Origin of the sequence: Nocardia sp. NPDC050793 (assembly GCF_040654065.1) — a bacterium.
Classification (GTDB): domain Bacteria; phylum Actinomycetota; class Actinomycetes; order Mycobacteriales; family Mycobacteriaceae; genus Nocardia.
Map to the genome: position 1 here is coordinate 140612 of NZ_JBFAHG010000007.1, position 17690 is coordinate 158301.

Below are 17690 nucleotides of genomic sequence, written 5' to 3' on the forward strand. Positions count from 1 at the left end.
ATGACCGCGACTCCCTACGCACCCAAAGGCCTCGCCTGGGCGTATCGCGCCGTCCGCGACCGCGGCCGGATTCTCGCCCCGGTCGAGACCACCGGTTTCCTGCTCGGCTTCGTCTTTCAGGCGCTGTGGGCGATCCCGCTCACGCTGCGCCGCTACCGCGCCCAGACGATGCGCACCATCACCGACATGACCTGGGGGCGCGGGTCGGTCATCGTCGGCGGCGGCACCGTGCCGATGCTGGTGGTGCTCGGCGTCGCGATGGGCGCGGGCGTCGGCATCCAGTCCTTCGCCGCGCTGGACCTGATCGGCCTCGGGCCGGTCACCGGCGTGGTGTCGGCCTTCGCCAACACCAGGGAACTGGCACCGATCGCGGCGGCGATCGGCTTCGCCGCGCAGGCGGGCTGCCGGATGACCGCGGAGATCGGCTCGATGCGCATCTCCGAGGAGATCGATGCCATCGAATCCCTCGGATTGCGTTCGGTGCCTTTCGTGGTCACCACGCGGGTCATCGCGGGCGCCGTCGCGATCGTGCCGACCTTCCTGATCGCGCTGATCCTGAGCTATCTGGCCTGTTCCGCGGTGATCGTCCTGCTGCACGGTCAGGCGGGCGGCGTGTACAACCACTACTTCTTCCAGTTCACCAGCGGCTACGACGTGCTGGCCGCGGTGATCAAGATCCTGGTGTTCGGCGTCACCGTCATCCTGATCCATTGCTACTACGGCTTTTTCGCCTCCGGCGGGCCCGAGGGCGTCGGCATCGCGTCCGGTCGCGCGGTGCGGGCCAGCTTCGTCGCCATCATCGCCCTCGACATGGTGCTCACCATCATGCTCTGGGGCATCAACTCCGCCATCGAATTCCCGGGGTGAGCCCATGCCGAACTACGGACTACCCGGCGTGCCGATGAGCAGGCGCGGTTCCCGTGCCCTCGGCGCGGCCGCGCTGGCGCTGACGGTCGTGGCGGGACTCACCTGGCGCGCCGGACTCGACGACCGGCCGCCGGACCGCTTCCAGGTCCAGCTGCGCACCGAGCAGATCGGCGAAGGTGTCATCGAGGGCACGCGCGTGCGCTACGACGGCGTGACCGTCGGCGAGATCACCGAGATCGCCGCTGTCGGCGAGGGACGCCAGCTGCTCACGCTGGATCTCGACAAGACGCAGACGGCGGGCCTCACCGACGCGCTCACCGTGGACTACGCGCCGGAGAACCTGTTCGGCATCAGCGCCCTCACGCTGCGGGCCGCCGCGGGCGGCGCACCGCTCTCCGAGGGCGGGTTGGTCGATCTCGCGGGCGCGCACGCCGACAAGGTCACCGACGTGACCATGGGCAGCCTGCTGCGCGCGCTCACCGCGACCTCCACCGAGGTGCTCACCCCGCAGCTGTCGGAACTGCTCGCCACGGTCAACAGCGAGATGAGCTCGTTCGCCCCGCTCTGGGAGGCGATCATCACGCTGAGCCGCACGGTGGCCGACACCCAGCGCTACCCCGCGCCGTACCTGATCGACCAGTACGCGGCGTTCTTCGGCGGCGTAGGTGATTTCGCCTCGGCGACCTTCCGGCTGCTGCACGCGGTCATGAATATAGAGATCTTCCTGCACGACCGCCCGCGCTACGACGCCACCATCACCATGGTCGTCGATGGTGCGCTGCCGTCGATCGGCGCGCTCGGCGACGCCGCCAACCGGCAATTGTCCCCTTACACAACAGAACTGACACCGCTCGTCGCCGCACTCGCCGCCACCGTGCCGGCGCCCGGCCGCTCGCGCGCCGAGGTGACAGAACTGATCGATCGGTTGAACCGCATGTTCTCCGACACCCCCGACGGTCCCGCCTTGAACGTGGCCGTGGTCCTGCGCGGTATGCCCGGGCTCGCGGTGCCGCTGCTCGGAGCGTCCGGCTTCGCGACGCTGAACGGTTCGGGAGGTGCGCGATGACGACCCTGCCGATCCGAGCGGTGATGTGGCGACTCGGACTGTTCGCCGTCGCGATGCTCGTGCTGCTCGTCGTCATCGTGCAGGTGATCACCCGGCCGGTGGACGGCGAGACCGGTTCCTACACCGCCGAATTCACCGACGTGAGCGGACTGAAGACCGGCGACGACGTCCGGATGTTCGGCGTCTCGGTCGGCAAGGTCGCCGAGATCGAGCGGGCGGGCAACAACGCGCGGGTGACCTTCACCGTTCAGCGCGACCGTCCGGTGTACGACGCCAGCATCCTCGCCATCCGCTACCAGTCCCTGACCGGCCAGCGGTATGTCGATGTGCGGCAACCGGATCGGCCCGGCACCCCGCTGCGGCCCGGCGGGGCGTTCGGGGTGGCGAGCACGGTGCCCTCGTTCGACATCACCCAGCTGTTCAACGGGTTGCAGCCGGTGATCGCCGAGTTCTCCCCCGGCGCGCTCAACCAGTTCACCGAAAGCGTGCTCGCGGTGATCGAGGGCAACGGCTCCGGCATCGGCCCCGCGCTGGACGCGATCGAGAAACTCAGTCGCTATACCTCCGATCGCCAGGCGGTGATCGCGACCATCGTGGCCAACCTGCACGCGATCTCCACGCAGATCGGCGGGCGCTCACCGCATCTTGTCACCCTGATGGAAGGCATCGCCGAGGTGTTCAGCGCGTTCCGCGTGAAGCTGGACGGGTTGCTCGACTTCGCCGCCGCGGCCCCGTCGGCGATGGGACCGCTGAACCGCCTGATGGAAACCCTCGGATTCACCGAACGCGCCAATCCGGACCTGATGACGGACCTGCGGCTGCTGTTCCCGGACCCGGAGGCCGCGCTGGAGCTGCTCGGCAGGCTCCCCGGTCTGCTCCAAGCGCTCAGCAACGTGCTGCCGCCCCCGCCCGGCGCGGCGGGGCCGGTGCCGATGAGCTGTTCCAGGGGTTCGGTCCAACTCCCCCAGGTGCTTTCGGTGCTGGTCGCCGGACAGAGGATCGCGATATGCAACGGATGACGCAAGGCCTGCTGAATCGTCTCGCGCCGCACGGATTTTCGCACGACCGGCATCAGGCGGCGAAGAACGCGAGGGAATTCCGGCTCGGCATCCTCGGCGGGTTGTTCGTCGCCGCGCTGCTGCTGGCCACGGCGGTGATCTATCTGGTCCCGCTCGGGAAGGCGAGCTACACCGCCGACCTGGTGGAGGCGAACTCGGTGAAGGTCGGCGACCAGGTGCGCCTGGCGGGCATCACCGTCGGCTCGGTGACGGCGCTCGAGCTGGGCGAGACGAAGGTCCGGATGACCTTCACCGTGGACCGTGATGTGTTCCTCGGTGACACGACCAGCCTGGAGATCCGCATGCTGACCGCGGTCGGCGGCCATTACGTCGCGGTGTTCCCCTCGGGCGACCGCGCTCTCGGCTCGCGACCGATCCAACCCGACCGGATCCGGCTCCCCTACAGCCTGGTCCGCATTCTGCAGGACGCCGCCGCGCCCGTGTCCGAGGTCGACGGCGAGACGCTGCGCCAGAATCTGGCCGCCCTCCAGCAATCTCTCGACACCAGCCCCGACGCGCTGCGCCAGATGGGCGGCGCCATGCAGTCGTTCGTCGACATCCTGCGCAGGCAGAATCTCGAGGTCTCGCGCGCGCTCACGGTGATGGACGAGTACCTACGCACCATCGACGTGAACAAGTCGCTGATCGGCACGTTCGTCCGCGAAATCGGCACCCTGATGACCGTCGGCCTCGGCAAACGCGCCGAGATCGAATCGGCGCTGACCATCGCCGCCTCGCTGCTGTCCAGAATCGCGGCCGTAGAGCCGTCCTGGCGTGAGGTGCTCGCGCCGCTGGCCGGAAAGCTGCGCGAGTTGCTGCCGCAGCTGGAACAGCTTGCCGCGCAATTGGATGCGGCCATCCCGCAATGGAAGCAACTGCGCGAGCGACTCGTGGCGATGACCGCTTCCGAGGACGGGGTCGTCATCGATCAGTCGGCGCTCACCGCGCCTGTGTGTATTCCGCTGCCGGGATGGGAGTGCTGAGCGATGGAACGCATCGTGCGATCCCAGGGTTTCGTGACCGTGCTCGGCGCGCTGGTGCTCGCGGCGGTCGCCGCGGTCGCTTACCTTGTGGTGTTCGACCCCGTGAAGAAGACGGTCGCCTACTGCGCCATGATGCCCGACGCCGTCGGCCTTTATCCGGGCAATCACGTGACAGCCCTTGGCATTCCGATCGGTACGGTGAACTCGGTGCGTCCCGAGGGCACGGGGGTCCGGGTGGACTTCGAGGTGCATGCGGAGCGGGTGCTGCGCGGGGAGGTCACCGCGACCACGGTCTCCGACACCCTCGTCGCCGATCGCAACCTCGCGGTCCTCGGCGAGCCGGGCGCCGCGCCGTGGGACCGATCGGCGTGCATCACGAAGACCTTCACACCGAAGAGCATCAGTCAGACGCTCCAGGGCTTCTCCCAGCTCGCGGGTCAGCTCACCGGCGGCGGAAATCCGGGCGAGCAGACCAGGATTCGCGACAGCGTCGTCGCTTTCGAAGCCGCGACCTCCGGCACCGGGCCTGCGATCGACAAACTGATCACCGACCTCGGCGACGCGCTGCGCGCGCCCGACGCGGCCATCGGACACATCGGGGGTCTGCTCGATTCCTACGGCAGGCTGATGTCGAGCATCTCGATGGACTGGGACGACATCACGATCGTGCTGCTTCAGGCGAGCGAGGGCATCGCCTTCATCAACGAGCTCTGGGACCGTGTGGTGCAGCTGATCGACTCGCTGCTGGTGATCCTGCCGTGGCTGAACAGCATCGCCCGCGAGTACGGCAGGCCGATCCTCGGCGCGCTGGACGGTGCGCTGCCCGGCCTGCGGCTGCTCTCGGCGAACGTCGCGACGCTGCGGCAGCTGGTGGAGATGATCCCGCCGATCGTGCAGTTCTTCGAGGAGGTGATCGACCCGGTGACCGGCAGGCCTCAGCTGACCTACGCCGCGCCGAAGGTCGGACTGCCCCGCGAGCAGGCCGACCAGGTCTGCGCCGCGCTGAACGCGGTGTTGCCCGGCCACTGCGACGGAGCCGAAAACGGTTTCGCCGACGTGAATCTCGTGTCCCTGGTGCTCGGAACGGTAGGTGCCCGATGACCGCGCGATCTGTCCGGCGCGCCGCGCTCGTCCCGATGGTGGTGGGACTGCTGCTGTCGGGATGCGGGTTCGATCCCGCCCAGATTCCCGTGCCGGGCGCGACGGTGTCCGGGCCGACCTATCAGGTGCGGATCGAGCTGGCCAACGCGCTGAACCTGCCCGCGCGGGCGAAGGTGGTGGCCAACGGCGCGCAGATCGGCAGTCTGCGCGAGGTGAGCGTGGTGGATCCGACGCCCGAGCAGCCCGGCCGGGTGGAGGCCGTCGTCGAGATCGCCGCGGGGGTGCGGTTGCCGGTCAGCACCACCGTCCAGCTACGTCAGAACACCATTCTCGGCGACATCTACATCGGCCTCACCACGCCAACGGGCGATTTCGACCGCACCATCCCGCCGGGCGGGACCATCCCGCTGGCGCGCACCCGTCCCGCGCTCCAGGTCGAGGATCTGCTGGCAGGCATGTCCACCTTCGTCGGCGGCGGCGCGATGCAGCAAATGCAGGACATCGTCAATCGGGTCAACGCGACCCTGCCCGACCGGCCCGCCGAGACCAGGCGGATCTTCGAGGTCGTCGGCCGCGACGTGTCCGACGTGGCCGCCGACATGGCGGTGGTGGACCGGTTCCTGGACACCATCCAGCGGAATCTCGCTGCCGCGCTGGACAATCCGCGTGAACTGGACGCGCTGCTCAGCGAGCGCGGTGCGGTCGAGATCCCTGCCGACGCGAAATCGCTGGTGCTCACGCTCGGCGTCGTCGGCGGGCTCGGCATCGTCGGGCACGCGATCGCCTGGCTCGGCCCGCTGCTCGAGGCGAGCGATGCGGCCGCGAAAGCCTTGGTGCCCTTGCTGTTCGCGGATCAGCCGCTGGATCTGACCGCGCCGTCGAATCTGAACCGGGTCGTATCGCTGGTCCGGGACGAGATCATTCCGTTCGTCGAGCGCGGTCCGAAGCTGAACATCGGCGCGGTGGCGGTGGACGAGGCCGCGACGCCCGTCGCCACCGACGAGCAGGTGGAGCAGATCATCGCCACCCTCAGGATGATCGGAGTCGTGCGATGAACGTGGCCGCCGAACCCGGCTATGCCCCTTCGACGCCCACGAGCGACGAGGTGCTGCGGCGGCTCGGGCCGCTCGCGTCGCTGGGCGCGATCGCGGCGATCCTGCTGATCGGCGTGGGATATCTGAGCTTCGGCGTGGTCCGGGTCGGCTGGTTCACCGAACACACCGAGGCAACCATGACGATCCCCGATTCCGGCGGACTGCTGCCACGCTCCAAGGTCCTGCTCTCCGGCGTCCAGATCGGGCAGATCACCGCGGTGACCCACCTCCGCGATGGCATCGAGGTCGCCTTCCGCTTCGACGCCGAATACCGTGTGCCCGCGAACAGTTCGGTGCGCATCGAGGCGCTCTCCGCGCTCGGCGAGCCCTACCTGGAGTTCCGGCCGACGGCCGCGGAGGGGCCGTACCTGCGCGACGGTGACCGGCTGGCGGCCGCCTCGGTGCAACGTCCGGTGTCGATTCCCGAGGTCGCCCGCACCGCGACCCAGCTGCTGGAACAGGTGGATCCGGCGACGGTGGCCGCCATCATCGAGAACTTCAGCACCGGCCTCGCGGGCGCCGAGGCGGTGATCCCCCAACTGTCCAGGGCCTCCGATCTGCTGGCCGCCACGCTTTTGAGCCGCACCGACCTGATCCGCAAGCTGCTGATGGACATGCAGGCCCAGGCCACCGACATGACTTGGGCCGGAGGGGAATTGGCCGCCGCGGCCACCCCGTGGGCGGACTTCGGGCCGCGGGTCAGCGAAGTGGCCGCGGCGATCGCGCGCGTCGTGCGGATCGGCGACACCCCTGGCGACTACCTCACCGACACCGAGGACGTGGTCGGACTGCTCCCGTTCCTCGACGCGCTCACCCAGAAGCTCGACCTGCTCGGACCCGAACTGCGCGAACTGTTTCCGGTCGTCCAGCCGCTGCTCGCGCTGGCCACAGGGGTGATCGGCAAGGTCGACCTCGGCAGCCTGATATCCCAGGCCCTGCACGCCACGACACCGGACGGCGCGCTGCAATTGCAGATCACCGTCCGGTAGATCCGCTCATTGCGCAGGCGGCGGCGCCGTGAGTCGAGGCGGAAGATCGCCTCGACCCCGCAGCTGATGGACGGACTGTCAGGCCGACACGGGTGTCCACTGTTCGGCCGGCGGCCGGCCGGGAAGCGGTTGACCGATGAGGGCCAGCGGGACGAAGAAGTTCACCTGGCCGATAGCCATCGCGAGAGTGGCCAGGGCTGTGTCGTCGTAGTGTTCGGTGGCGTGGGCGTAGAGCGCGTCGGGCACCCGCTCACCGTGCGGTGCTGCTTGCAGGACGGCTTCGACCAGGGCGAGCGCGGTACGTTCGGCCTCGGTGAAATAGGGGGCGTCGTGCCAGGTCGCCACCGCGGCGATCCGTTCCTCGGATTCACCGGCAGTGCGCAGGTTGCCCGCGTGCAGGATGGCGAGGTAGGTGCTGCCGACGAGCTGCCCGGCGCGCAGTTGGACCAGGCCGATCGTGGCTCGTGGGATCGAGCCGTTGCCGGTGGCCTTGAACAGCGCCGCGCCGATCTCCGCGAGCTCGGGGACAAGTTGCTGCGGGTTGGGCAGCCGGGAGCCGCTGCGCTGCTGGATGGTGGTGTTCGCGTGCATGGTTGCGGTTTTCCTTATCTCTCGAGGTGAATCTCTGTGGGGGTCAGGCAGTCTGGGGGCGGCGCCAGGTGACGAGTACGCGCAGCGTGTCGGTGGTGGAGGTGCCCGGCGGCAGCCAGGCGCGGGCGGCGAAGGTGGCGGCGGCGAAGAACAGCGGCATCGCCCACTTGTCCGGGCCGTCACCGGCAGCCAGGTGAGATGCGACGGCGCCGCCGTAGACGAAGACCAGCCCGGCGTAGGCCCATTCCTTGGCGCGGGGGTGGCCGGGGGTGAGGATCGCGGCGAGCGCGGCGGTCTTGGCGACGCCCAGAATGGTCGCGAAGTACATGGGGTAGCCGAGGTGGTCGAACGACTCGCGGACGTAGGAGATCCGGGCGAGGTCCCAGTAGGCGCCGACCGCAGTTTCGGCCAGCACGGCGGCCGCAGGAACCCAGCGCGCGAGCTTCAGGCTGCGAGAGCGGATCATCGAGGTGGTGCGAGTAGACATATCCTGTTGCTCCTGAACAGTTCGTCGATCGGTAGCGGGTCAGGCGGCAGAGGCGATCGCGACGCGATGCACAACGGCGGCCAGTCGTGCGTTCTCGGGGGCGTTGAACGCGAACGCGGCGCGGCGGCGGGTGTAGCCGTAGGTGAGGCCGATGTGCGGGTCTGCGAATCCGTCCGAGCCTGCGGAGCCGGTGTGCCCGAACGCGTGGACGCCGAGGAATGGATGCAGCAGGCTCTTGGCTTCGAAACCCAGCGCGTACGGTGCGCGGTCTCCACGCACCAGATCCGCACCGCTGGAATGGATCGTGGATATGGTGGCAATGGTGTCCAGGGACAACAGCGGTGCCCGGCCGTCGACGCTGGTGACGGCCGCCGCATACATTTGCGCCAGGCCGCGCGCGCTGCCGACACCGCCGGCCGAGCCCGGGCCGAGGCGGCGCAGTTTCGTGTCGTTGGGCAGCGCCATCACGTCGGCGGCGGTGAAACCGCGTGCGTTGAGGTTGTAGGAGATCCCGGCCATGCTGTACGGGCTCGGTGTGTTCGCGGCGAAGCCGGCTTCCATCTCCGGCGTAGCCAGCCACGGCCGGATCGGCAGGTAGCGGTGATCCAGTTCCTCGGGCAGGCCCAGGTACACGTCCAGGCCGTAGGGGGCGCGGATCCGCTGTTCGAACAACTCCTGGACGGTGCTGCCGGTGACCGCGCGGACCACCTGACCGAGGATGGCGTACATGACGAATCCGCCGTAGCCGTGCACGGTGCCCGGAGCGAAGTAGGGTCGCTGCCCCACCAGCCGTTCGGCGATGACCTGTTCATCAGCCAGTTCGGCGACAGTGAAACCACCGTCGACGCCGACGATCCCGGCCCGGTGCACCAGCACGTCGCGCACCGTGATGCGCTCCTTGCCAGCAGCGGCGAACTGCGGCCAATAGTGGGCGACCGGCCGGTCGATATCGAGCACCCCGTCCTGGATCAGCAGCGCCATCACCAGGCCCGCGGCTCCTTTGCTCGAGGAGTGCAGGCCGGTCAGCGTGGTCGCGGTGACCTGTGGGCCCGCCCATAGGTCCACCACTTGACGGCCGCGAACGAACGCGGCCAGCTGCGCACCCGATTCCCCGTCCTCCTCGGCGACAACGGCGGCGAACTCGGCCCGCACCTGTTCGAACCCGTCGGCGACGGTGCCGTGTACTTCGATCGCATTCACTGTGTTGTTCCCTTCGACGGCAGTTGAGCGGCCCACGCGGCAGGAGCTGCCCGGACCACGGGGGGCGCTGCGGATCCTGTTCTGGTGCACTGACGTACCGCGGCGAGAAAGCGTGACTGCGAACCGGAAAACAGCAGTTGGAAGCGCTGAAACGCCATCTCCGGCACCGTCGGGTCGCTTCTGGCGATCGGGGGCAGCGCGCACGACGGACCGGCGAAGGAAACGGGCCAGCGAAAAGGGCATAGGGTCACGTTTGCCGTCGCTGGTTCGTCATCGGTACGGGACGAGATAAAGGAGGACCCCGTGCACGATGAGCAGTTCCTGGCCGACCGGTTCGAAGAGCACCGCACTCACCTGCGGGCGGTCGGCTACCGGATGCTCGGCTCGCTCACCGAAGCCGACGACGCGGTACAGGAGGCGTGGCTACGCCTGGCCCGGACCGACACCACCGACGTCGGCAACCTCGGCGGCTGGCTGACCACCGTCGTCGGACGTGTCTGCCTGGACATGCTGCGCACACGTAAGAGCCGCCACGAGGAGCCCCTCGAAGCCGACCACCTGCCGGACCCGGTGATCATCAGCGAGACCACACCCGATCCCGAACACGAAGCGCTGCTCGCCGATTCGGTGGGCTTGGCGCTGCTGGTGGTGCTGGAATCGCTGAGCCCGGCCGAGCGGCTGGCCTTCGTCCTGCACGATATGTTCGCCATGCCGTACGAGCAGATCGCACCAATCGTGGACCGCACTCCGCAGACCGCCAAGAAACTGGCCAGTCAGGCGCGGCGCCGGGTCCAGGGCGCGTCACCGGGCCCCGATCCGGACCTGCCCCGTCAACGCCGCGTCGTCGACGCCTTCCTCGCCGCCGCACGCGGCGGCGACTTCGACGAACTACTGCGCTTGCTCGATCCCGACGTGGTGTTGCGCGCCGATGCCGGCGAGGCGATGCGCGTGATCCGCGGCGCCGCTGCCGTCGCCGGACAAGCAGAAACGTTCCAGCGCATGGCCACCCTGTGCACCATTCACCCGGCAGTCGTCAACGGCAGCGCCGGACTGGTCAACACTGTCGCGGGCACCCCGTTCTCCATCATGAGCTTCGCTGTTGTCGACAACCGCATCATCGCTATCGACATCCTCTCCGACCACGACCGCCTCGCCCACCTCGACCTGACCGCAGTCCTCGGGTAGAGCCGACCCGAAGCGACGCCGCTGCCCGACCTCCGGCAGGTCCGCTGGTGTTCGTCCAGGACACCTCAGCGACCCCGCCGCGCGCGGCGGGTCGCTATTCGGGGTTCCGGTAGTAATCGCCGAAAATCGGGCGGATATGGCGTAGCCGCTGGTCAGCGTCCAGGAACTCGGTGATGGCCGGGGGTTCGGTGGTTCAGCGGGTTTGCGGCGGTTGTTCGTCGTGGTCGCGGAGCATGCGCATGACGGTGGCGGGTGAGGGGTGGCGGCCTTTTTTCGTGCCGGTGGTGATGACGAGCCTGGTCGCGATGTCGCGCAGGCTGAGCTGCTGGTCGCGCAGGTGGATCGCCATGGTGAGCATGTCTGGGTCGGTGACGTTCGCGCCGCCGATGGTTTTGCCGCGGCTGCGGGCGGATTCGTGGCCCTCGAGGGTCCGATCGCGGATGTATTCGCGCTCCATGCCCGATAGCGCGGCAAGCACGGTGAACACGACCCCGGCGGGGTCGTGGCTGCCTTGGAGTTCGCCGGTGAGGAATTGCAGGCCTATTTCTGAGGCTTTCAGCTGCTCGGCGAGGGTGGCCAGGTCCAGGGCGCGGCCGAGGCGTTTGTGCTCGTGCACGACGAGGGTGACCGCCACGCCGGAGGCCCGCAGCTCCCGGCACAGCGCGACCGCGGCGTCGAGTTCGGGGCGGCGTGTGGCGCGGGTGGAGATCTTTTCGGCGAAGACTCGCGTCACCCCCGCGGCGGTGAGCGCGTCGAGCTGGGTATCGAGGGACTGGCGCTTGGTGGAGGCACGTGCGTACCCGACCCGGGCATGCCCCGCCGGTTCGGTGCCGGCGGTGAGCGGGCGCGGCAGTTCGATCCAGGAGAGGTGCCGCAGTGCTGCCCGTTGACATATGCAGGTAAATGCCTGCATAATTTCCGGCGTGCAATCCGAACCCGAGATGGACGCGGTTTTCAAGGCGCTGGCAGACGGCACCCGCCGACAGCTGCTGGATCGGCTGCGGGAGCATAACGGCCAGACGCTGCGGGAGCTGTGCGAGCGGGTCGATATGGCCCGGCAGTCGTTGACCCAGCATCTCGACATTCTCGAGCGGGCCGGGCTGGTGACCGTGCTGCGGCGCGGGCGCGAGCGGGTGCACTACATCAATCCGACACCGATTCACGACATCGAACAGCGCTGGATCTCCGTCTTCGACCGCCCCCGGCTGGATATCCTGCGCGCCATCAAGAACCAGGCAGAGGAGTACGCCGTGACCGATACCGTGCCGAGCTACGTCTACGTCACCTATATTCACGCCAGCGCCGAACAGGTGTGGAAGGCGCTGACCGACGCCGACCTGACCGCCCAGTACTGGTTCCACGAGAATGTGTCCGACTGGCAGCCCGGTTCGCCCTGGGAGCACCGCCGCGCCGACGGCTCCGGCAAGATCGACGTTGTCGGCAAGGTGCTCGAGTCCGAACCGCCGACGAAGCTGGTCCTCACCTTCGAGGATTCCCCCGAGGAGGACCGCTCGCCGTCTGTGGTGACCTTCCTGGTCGAGTCTCACCGGGACATCGTCCGGCTCACCGTCACCCACGAGAATCTGCCGAACGAGGAAATGTTGCAAGGCATTTCGCGCGGTTGGCCATCGGTGATCGCCAACCTCAAGTCTCTGCTGGAAACCGGCAAGGTCCTCCCACAGGCCCCGTGGGAAATGGACTCGACGGTACACGCCTGATGTTGGACACCACCGCATTGCGCGAGGCCTACGACTCGCTCCTGGAAGCCGCTGTCACCGTGGCCGATTCGGCCCGCCTCCGGACGCCCCCGCCGGGTGAATGGAATGCCGATCGGATCCTGGCCCACGTCTGTCTCGTCACCGCGGGCACCACCGCCGCGGTGGCGGCGGTCGCGGCGGGCGAACACACCACCTACGACAATCGCCACGCCCTCGACACCTGGACTATCGATCGCGTGGCCGAGCGGGCGGGCGGGTTCTCCGGCCTGTGTGAGCGCCTGCACCGTCAGGCCGAGATCCTCTGCGGCTTCGGCGGACCCGCACTGTCAGATCCCGAACTCGACAGCCCCGTCCCGCTCCTCGGGCTCTCCGCGGGCGCCCTGCTCACCGACGCGGTCGTGCCGCTGCGCGGACTGTTCGGGGGCCTGGCCGACATCGAAATCCCCAACCACACCCGGCAACTGCTGGCCCTACTGCCCGAGGAGGCCGCCGTCTGACACACGAAAGGGCGCCGGAGCGAGCGACATTCGCTCCGGCGCCTTTCGCCGGCAACACCGACATATCCAGGGTGTCCGCGCCCAGACCGCGCAGAAACCCGAGCTTGTCGACCTCGGCCTTCACTGCTTTCGCCGATGCTTCCACCGGACCGGTCGATAGCCACCGCAACCGCGAGGGCCCGATCGAGGCATCGATAGCCAGTAGCGCATCCAACTTCGCACACCGCTCCGGCGTGAATTCATGCGCCAACCGGTCGTAGGTCTCGGACTGAGCCTGCTTGCGGGCGTGGGCGACTCGCTCCACCACCGTGACCGGGCCCGGCCGGATCACCCGCGCCGAGATCAGATACTCACATGCCAGCTGGAACAACAACGTCGGCGAGTCGTGCTCCAGCGCCCGCGCCAGCAGAAACTCGTCCAGCTCCTTCAACTCCAGCCCACCCGCCGGCCGCCAGCCGAGATATTGCGCCGCCAGCCGCACATGCTCCGTCCGGGTCTTGGCGCGTCTGCGATACGAGCCGATCGCCGCCGGATCCACCCTCAGCTGCTCCGCCAACCGGGCCACCGCCACCGGCGGCGGCGCCGACACCGTGTCCGGCACGAATCCCAGCCAAGGCAAGGCACACAGCGTCACCGACAGGCCCAACCGATCCGCCGGACCCCGGCCGCGGCCCGGATCAACGAACGCCAAATCCGCTGGCGTCAGCGTGAAATACCGGAACAACTCCTCCCGACTGATCTCCGGGAACTCGCGCAGACGCTGCAACTCCTCGTCCGCGAACAGCCGCGTCGCCACGAAACCCCAACCTCCAGCTGCGCCGATCAACCTCATCAGCAGCCAAGCCAAGCACCAACAACCCGAGCCCGCAGCACGAGTGCGAAACCTGCCCCTACCAGGCAGCTACGCCATATCCGCCCGATTTTCGGCGATTACTACCAGAACCCCTAATTCGCGAACGAAGGGGCCTACGGCGAGACCAAACTCCAGCGAACTGCGATCAATGGGCGACCGCGTCCTCGCCGAGAAATCCACCCGACTGGTACCGCCACAGGTGCGCGTATGTTCCTTCCGCGGAGAGCAACTCCTCGTGTGTCCCCTCCTCGACGATTCGCCCGTGGTCGAGCACCACCAGCCGGTCCATTCCGGCCACAGTGCTCAGCCTGTGCGCGACGACCAGCGCCGTACGCCCTTGCATCAACTCCCAGAGCGCTTGCTGCACAAGAAGTTCGCTTTCCGAGTCGAGGGCGCTGGTGGCCTCGTCCAGAAGCAGGATGGGTGCGTCCCGCAGGATGGCCCGAGCCAGCGCGACCCGCTGACGCTGGCCGCCGGACAGTTTCACACCGCGCTCGCCGATGAGCGTTTCCATACCCTGCGGCAGCGCGTCCGCGAACTCGGTGACGTGCGCGGCCTTGGCGGCCCGCAGGATCTCCTCCTCCGTGGCCTCCGGGCGTGCGAACCGGATGTTCTCGCTCAGGGTCCGGTGGAACATGGCCGGATCCTGCGGCACGTAGGCGATCAGACTGCGCAGATCCGCCTGCCGCAGCCGGGCGATATCCTGCCCGCCGATGCGTATGGTCCCGGATTGGATGTCCATCAACCGCAGAAGTAGTTGGGTGATGGTGGTCTTGCCACCACCGGATCGTCCGACCAGGCCTACTTTGGTGCCGCTGGGCACGTGCAGATCCAACTCGTGGAACAGCTGCCGCGCACCCGCATGAGTGAAGTTCACTCTCTCGAAGCGCACGTCGAAGCCGCGGGGCCGCAGTGGTTCCGGATGTTCGATATCGAGCACCTTCGGCTGGTCCAGCAGCAGTTCGGTGAACTGCGCCGCCTCGGTGAGCACGGTCTCCAGCCGCCGATAGATCTGGTTGAACCGGAACATGATCCCGGTGGCGTTGAAGTAGTAGGTGAATGCCACCACAATGGCCTCCACCCCCGCATTCCCGCCGCTGAGACCCAACGCGATCAGGAGGCCGATCACGTTGGTGAGCACCACCAGCGGCGCCACCAGCGTATCTATCCGCAGGTTCGCGTAGTCCCAGGAGCGCAACGACTTTCGCCGCGACGAAGCGACCCGCCGCCGATGCTCGGCCGCCTCCTGTGGTTCGGCGGCGAAGGCGCGCACCACCTGCATATTGGCCAGGCTGTCGGCCACATGCCCGGAAACCTGCGCAATAGCGGCCTCCCGGTCGTCCACCAGCTTCTGGCGGCGCTGGATCAAAGGCATGATGATCAGCGCGGTCACCACGATCATCCCCATCAACACGACGACCAACGCGGGGTTGTAGCGCCACAACACAACCGAGGCGAACACCAGCGGCACCAGTGCCGCAAAGATCTCGAAGGCGAGGGTGTCCACGAACTGTTCGAACCGAGTCGCGAAACTGAGCGAGCGCTTCGTCAGCGAACCGGCGAAGTTGTTGTGGAAGAACGCCGCGTCCTTGGCGAGCAGCTCGTTCATGGCAAACACGTACAGGCGCTCGATACCGTAGGCATCGACTCTGTTCAGGCAGTGAATCCCGACGCGCCACAGCAGCTCCGCGACCAGCAGCGCGCCACCGAAGGCGAAGATGTACGGAGCAAGAGCCCCGAAACTCGTATCCCCGGTTGCCGCGACCCGGCCGACCATCATGGCAACGATCAGCGGTGCGATGTACAGGTTGCAGATATTGCCGAGCGCCGGCGCCAGCAGCGCCGGAATCGTTGTGGCCTTGCGAAAGGCCATCTCCCGGCCATAGAAACGCAGCACCAACTTGACCGCCGTTGCGCGTGAACTCATGCTCCCCCCGTCCCGAAACAAACGACACAGGTGAGCAATGATCCCGCATCCAGGCGGGTTATAGCCAGCGAATATTCGCCGACCCGAGCTTGGTCCGGTATTGCCGATTGTCACTTGCAGAGTGGCCGCTGTTCTCGGCGACCGGCGTGGCTGCGGCTACTACTCCGCGCGGTGTTCACCGCTACGAGCGGTCTTCTCGAGGACCGGAACGATCCGAGAGTGTCATGGCGTGGTTGTACCCGCCGGACAGCTCTGCTGCCTCACGGGAAAAACCCCAGCGCTGCCGAACAACCTGCCCAAGGGCCCCAGCCCCGAGCGGCGAGTACCCGCTCGGCGACGGCGATCTGCTGTTCACGGGTGGCTTTGTCGGCAGTCGGCCCATACGCGGCACCGCCATATGCAGCCCATGTGCCCGGCGAGAACTGCAGGCCGCCCTGAAACCCGTTGCCGGTGTTGCTAGTCCAATCACCACCCGACTCACACGCGGCGAGGCTGTCCCATTCCTGATCGGTAGCGGCGGACGCTTGGCCAACGTATGCCATGCCGGCCCCGCCGATGATCGCGCTGGTGGCGACGATCTTCTTGAATTGGGTGCCCAGAGTGCTCATGTCGCAGTTCCTTTCGAGTCAGCAAACCTTTGCAGGTGTCCAAGCATGAAAGGTGATCACTGGATCTTTGCGGCCGTTCGAGTGTGTGCCGGGCGCGGTGAGCTGAAGTGACAGTCCTCGATATCGTGTCCACATCGAAATACAGACCCATGTCGTCCGTGAGCCTAGTGGCGGCCGTCGGTCGGTCGAAAAGCTGCGGCGACCGAGCGGATGAATGGCGGTGTGCACGCGCGGTGATGCCGATGATGGGAGTTGGATGTCGGAGGTTGTGAACTTGACGGCGGTTGATTCCGCCGGTGTGCTCTGGCCGGTGGTGCTTCGTCTGGGTGAGCCGCCGGTGACGCGGGTGGAGTTGGTGGGGCGGGGCGCGTTCGGGTCGGTTGACGATGACTACCTGAGCCGCCTGCTCGCTGTCCGCGAGTATCTGGAGGAGCGGGGCCGGCTGTTGTGTTGTCAGGGCGCTCGGCCGGATGTGTGGCCGTCGGGCATGTTGCGGCAGTTCGAAAATGGTCGGCGGGCATACGTTCTCGACCATGATCGCCGTGGTGCGGAGCTCGAGGTGGTGGACATCTTCGCTCCGGCGCCGGCCGAGATGGTCGTGAGTGTGTTGGAGCAGGGCAAGGCTGTATTCGCGTTCCATGGCTTGCCTTGGCGGGGAGAGTAGCTGCGATCGTGCTGTTCGAACCGGCCGCCGAGCCGCACGGAGGGCGGCAGGCGACCCACGAGGTCGGTGGCTGCTGTCAGGACTCGTCGGCGACGATGATGCCGAGCATGCTCGCGAAACTCGGCGCCAGGTCCATCAACTGCAATGGTGTGATGGTCGCGCCGCGCAGGCCGTCCAAGCCTTCGGCGACGCCGATTCGGGTGGCGCCGCGCAAGTCGACCTTGCGCATCCTGGTCTTGTTCAGCGAGAGGTCGGTGAGGTCCGATCCGGGGAAGCTCACGGTATTCAGTTCCGCGTCGCCGAAATCGGTGTGCCGGAGCACGCAGTCGACGAAGGAGACCTCGCGCAGCTTCGCGCCACGGAAGTTGACCGAGTCGAACTTACAGCCCTCGAATCGGACCCGCCGCAGCACCGCGCCGCCGGCGTCCACGCCGGACAGTGCGCCCTCGACGAATTCGGCGTCCTGCCAAGAGGTATCGGCGAGCTCCGTGCCGACGAACGCGACGGCACGCAACCACACGTCGACGAACCGGCCGTAGCGAAAGCTGCCTCGGGTGACGGTGAGTGAGCTCAACGCGGACTCGGCGAAGCGCACGTGCTCGGCCGCGAGGTGTTCGAGTTGCCGATCGTCGACGTGGACGCAGTCGTAATCGCCCTCGCGCTCCGGCTCCTCCTCCAACGGCGTCAGGTACCGCGCGAACGGCAGATCCGTCAGCTCACGTGCCACACCCCACCTCCCCAACTCGGTCGACAACAGTCGGTCCTGTCTACCAGGACCTACCGACAACCGGCGGCGGGCCAG

General features: G+C 67.5%; 17 protein-coding genes and 2 pseudogenes. 11 read left to right on the forward strand and 8 right to left on the reverse strand.

The window, feature by feature from the left end:
* From AB0H50_RS23765 to AB0H50_RS23795, 7 genes are read left to right on the forward strand one after another with little or no spacing between them, the layout of a single operon-like run.
* Positions 1–867, forward strand: a complete 867-nt coding sequence (locus AB0H50_RS23765; RefSeq protein WP_357456519.1) for an ABC transporter permease — start codon at positions 1–3, stop codon at positions 865–867.
* Positions 868–871: 4 nt separating this feature from the next.
* Positions 872–1933: a mammalian cell entry protein gene (locus AB0H50_RS23770; protein WP_357456520.1), complete on the forward strand. Its 1062-nt coding sequence runs from the start codon at positions 872–874 to the stop codon at positions 1931–1933.
* The gene (locus tag AB0H50_RS23775) at positions 1930–2952 is read left to right on the forward strand and encodes an MCE family protein (RefSeq protein ID WP_357456521.1); all 1023 of its coding nucleotides are present in this window, start codon (positions 1930–1932) and stop codon (positions 2950–2952) included. The genes AB0H50_RS23770 and AB0H50_RS23775 overlap by 4 nt, the downstream gene beginning before the upstream one ends.
* Complete coding sequence (locus AB0H50_RS23780; protein ID WP_357456523.1) at positions 2940–3974, forward strand: MlaD family protein; 1035 nt, start codon at positions 2940–2942, stop codon at positions 3972–3974. The genes AB0H50_RS23775 and AB0H50_RS23780 overlap by 13 nt, the downstream gene beginning before the upstream one ends.
* A gap of 3 nt (positions 3975–3977) precedes the next feature.
* Complete coding sequence (locus AB0H50_RS23785) at positions 3978–5075, forward strand: MlaD family protein (RefSeq protein ID WP_357456525.1); 1098 nt, start codon at positions 3978–3980, stop codon at positions 5073–5075.
* Entirely contained in the window at positions 5072–6130 is a 1059-nt protein-coding gene (locus AB0H50_RS23790; RefSeq protein WP_357456527.1) for an MlaD family protein, read from the forward strand. The genes AB0H50_RS23785 and AB0H50_RS23790 overlap by 4 nt, the downstream gene beginning before the upstream one ends.
* Positions 6127–7158 (forward strand): MlaD family protein, encoded by a 1032-nt coding sequence (locus AB0H50_RS23795; protein WP_357456529.1) that lies wholly within the window; start codon positions 6127–6129, stop codon positions 7156–7158. Before AB0H50_RS23790 ends, AB0H50_RS23795 begins: the two co-directional genes overlap by 4 nt.
* A gap of 78 nt (positions 7159–7236) precedes the next feature.
* Here AB0H50_RS23795 and AB0H50_RS23800 read toward each other — a convergent pair whose 3' ends face one another.
* The 3 genes from AB0H50_RS23800 to AB0H50_RS23810 are packed head-to-tail and all read right to left on the reverse strand — an operon-like array spanning position 7237 to position 9436.
* Positions 7237–7749: a carboxymuconolactone decarboxylase family protein gene (locus AB0H50_RS23800; protein ID WP_357456531.1), complete on the reverse strand. Its 513-nt coding sequence runs from the start codon at positions 7747–7749 to the stop codon at positions 7237–7239.
* A gap of 43 nt (positions 7750–7792) precedes the next feature.
* Entirely contained in the window at positions 7793–8236 is a 444-nt protein-coding gene (locus tag AB0H50_RS23805) for a DoxX family protein (protein ID WP_357456533.1), read from the reverse strand.
* A 39-nt stretch (positions 8237–8275) separates the two neighbouring features.
* On the reverse strand, positions 8276–9436 hold the full coding sequence (locus AB0H50_RS23810; RefSeq protein WP_357456535.1) for a serine hydrolase domain-containing protein: 1161 nt from the start codon (positions 9434–9436) through the stop codon (positions 8276–8278).
* A gap of 303 nt (positions 9437–9739) precedes the next feature.
* Between AB0H50_RS23810 and AB0H50_RS23815 the strand changes: the two genes are divergently transcribed.
* Complete coding sequence (locus AB0H50_RS23815) at positions 9740–10621, forward strand: sigma-70 family RNA polymerase sigma factor (RefSeq protein WP_357456536.1); 882 nt, start codon at positions 9740–9742, stop codon at positions 10619–10621.
* A 193-nt stretch (positions 10622–10814) separates the two neighbouring features.
* On the opposite strand, the gene AB0H50_RS23820 is transcribed toward AB0H50_RS23815, so the two are convergent.
* Positions 10815–11534 carry a recombinase family protein gene (locus AB0H50_RS23820; protein ID WP_357456538.1) on the reverse strand — a complete coding sequence of 240 codons (720 nt, stop codon included), beginning with the start codon at positions 11532–11534 and terminating at the stop codon, positions 10815–10817.
* A 28-nt stretch (positions 11535–11562) separates the two neighbouring features.
* Here AB0H50_RS23820 and AB0H50_RS23825 point away from each other — a divergent pair, with 28 nt between their 5' ends.
* Both AB0H50_RS23825 and AB0H50_RS23830 read left to right on the forward strand, forming a co-directional pair.
* Positions 11563–12339, forward strand: a complete 777-nt coding sequence (locus AB0H50_RS23825) for a metalloregulator ArsR/SmtB family transcription factor (RefSeq protein ID WP_357456972.1) — start codon at positions 11563–11565, stop codon at positions 12337–12339.
* Positions 12339–12836: a hypothetical protein gene (locus AB0H50_RS23830; protein ID WP_357456539.1), complete on the forward strand. Its 498-nt coding sequence runs from the start codon at positions 12339–12341 to the stop codon at positions 12834–12836. The genes AB0H50_RS23825 and AB0H50_RS23830 overlap by 1 nt, the downstream gene beginning before the upstream one ends.
* A gap of 43 nt (positions 12837–12879) precedes the next feature.
* Here AB0H50_RS23830 and AB0H50_RS23835 read toward each other — a convergent pair.
* The 3 genes and pseudogenes from AB0H50_RS23835 to AB0H50_RS23845 form a co-directional block, all read right to left on the reverse strand.
* Positions 12880–13632, reverse strand: a pseudogene (locus AB0H50_RS23835) (DUF4158 domain-containing protein); the annotation flags it as partial.
* Between the two features lie 202 nt (positions 13633–13834).
* Positions 13835–15616, reverse strand: coding sequence for an ABC transporter ATP-binding protein (locus AB0H50_RS23840; RefSeq protein WP_357456541.1), 1782 nt, complete (start codon positions 15614–15616; stop codon positions 13835–13837).
* Between the two features lie 272 nt (positions 15617–15888).
* Positions 15889–16224, reverse strand: a pseudogene (locus tag AB0H50_RS23845) (transglycosylase family protein); the annotation flags it as partial.
* A gap of 274 nt (positions 16225–16498) precedes the next feature.
* Between AB0H50_RS23845 and AB0H50_RS23850 the strand changes: the two are divergent.
* A complete protein-coding gene (locus AB0H50_RS23850) occupies positions 16499–16888 on the forward strand; it encodes a hypothetical protein (protein WP_357456543.1) in 390 nt (129 codons plus the stop codon).
* 76 nt (positions 16889–16964) lie between these two features.
* On the opposite strand, the gene AB0H50_RS23855 is transcribed toward AB0H50_RS23850, so the two are convergent.
* A complete protein-coding gene (locus tag AB0H50_RS23855) occupies positions 16965–17615 on the reverse strand; it encodes a pentapeptide repeat-containing protein (protein ID WP_357456545.1) in 651 nt (216 codons plus the stop codon).
* Positions 17616–17690 lie beyond the last annotated feature (75 nt).

What these genes read in the sequence shown, in the direction of transcription:
- AB0H50_RS23775 (WP_357456521.1), top strand. Translation starts at nt 1,930, where the DNA reads ATGACGACCCTGCCGATCCGAGCGGTGATGTGGCGACTCGGACTGTTC.
- AB0H50_RS23790 (WP_357456527.1), top strand. Translation starts at nt 5,072, where the DNA reads ATGACCGCGCGATCTGTCCGGCGCGCCGCGCTCGTCCCGATGGTGGTG.
- AB0H50_RS23805 (WP_357456533.1), bottom strand. Translation starts at nt 8,236, where the DNA reads ATGTCTACTCGCACCACCTCGATGATCCGCTCTCGCAGCCTGAAGCTC.
- AB0H50_RS23795 (WP_357456529.1), top strand. Translation starts at nt 6,127, where the DNA reads ATGAACGTGGCCGCCGAACCCGGCTATGCCCCTTCGACGCCCACGAGC.
- AB0H50_RS23830 (WP_357456539.1), top strand. Translation starts at nt 12,339, where the DNA reads ATGTTGGACACCACCGCATTGCGCGAGGCCTACGACTCGCTCCTGGAA.
- AB0H50_RS23840 (WP_357456541.1), bottom strand. Translation starts at nt 15,616, where the DNA reads ATGAGTTCACGCGCAACGGCGGTCAAGTTGGTGCTGCGTTTCTATGGC.
- AB0H50_RS23780 (WP_357456523.1), top strand. Translation starts at nt 2,940, where the DNA reads ATGCAACGGATGACGCAAGGCCTGCTGAATCGTCTCGCGCCGCACGGA.
- AB0H50_RS23765 (WP_357456519.1), top strand. Translation starts at nt 1, where the DNA reads ATGACCGCGACTCCCTACGCACCCAAAGGCCTCGCCTGGGCGTATCGC.
- AB0H50_RS23800 (WP_357456531.1), bottom strand. Translation starts at nt 7,749, where the DNA reads ATGCACGCGAACACCACCATCCAGCAGCGCAGCGGCTCCCGGCTGCCC.
- AB0H50_RS23820 (WP_357456538.1), bottom strand. Translation starts at nt 11,534, where the DNA reads ATGCAGGCATTTACCTGCATATGTCAACGGGCAGCACTGCGGCACCTC.
- AB0H50_RS23825 (WP_357456972.1), top strand. Translation starts at nt 11,563, where the DNA reads ATGGACGCGGTTTTCAAGGCGCTGGCAGACGGCACCCGCCGACAGCTG.
- AB0H50_RS23770 (WP_357456520.1), top strand. Translation starts at nt 872, where the DNA reads ATGCCGAACTACGGACTACCCGGCGTGCCGATGAGCAGGCGCGGTTCC.
- AB0H50_RS23785 (WP_357456525.1), top strand. Translation starts at nt 3,978, where the DNA reads ATGGAACGCATCGTGCGATCCCAGGGTTTCGTGACCGTGCTCGGCGCG.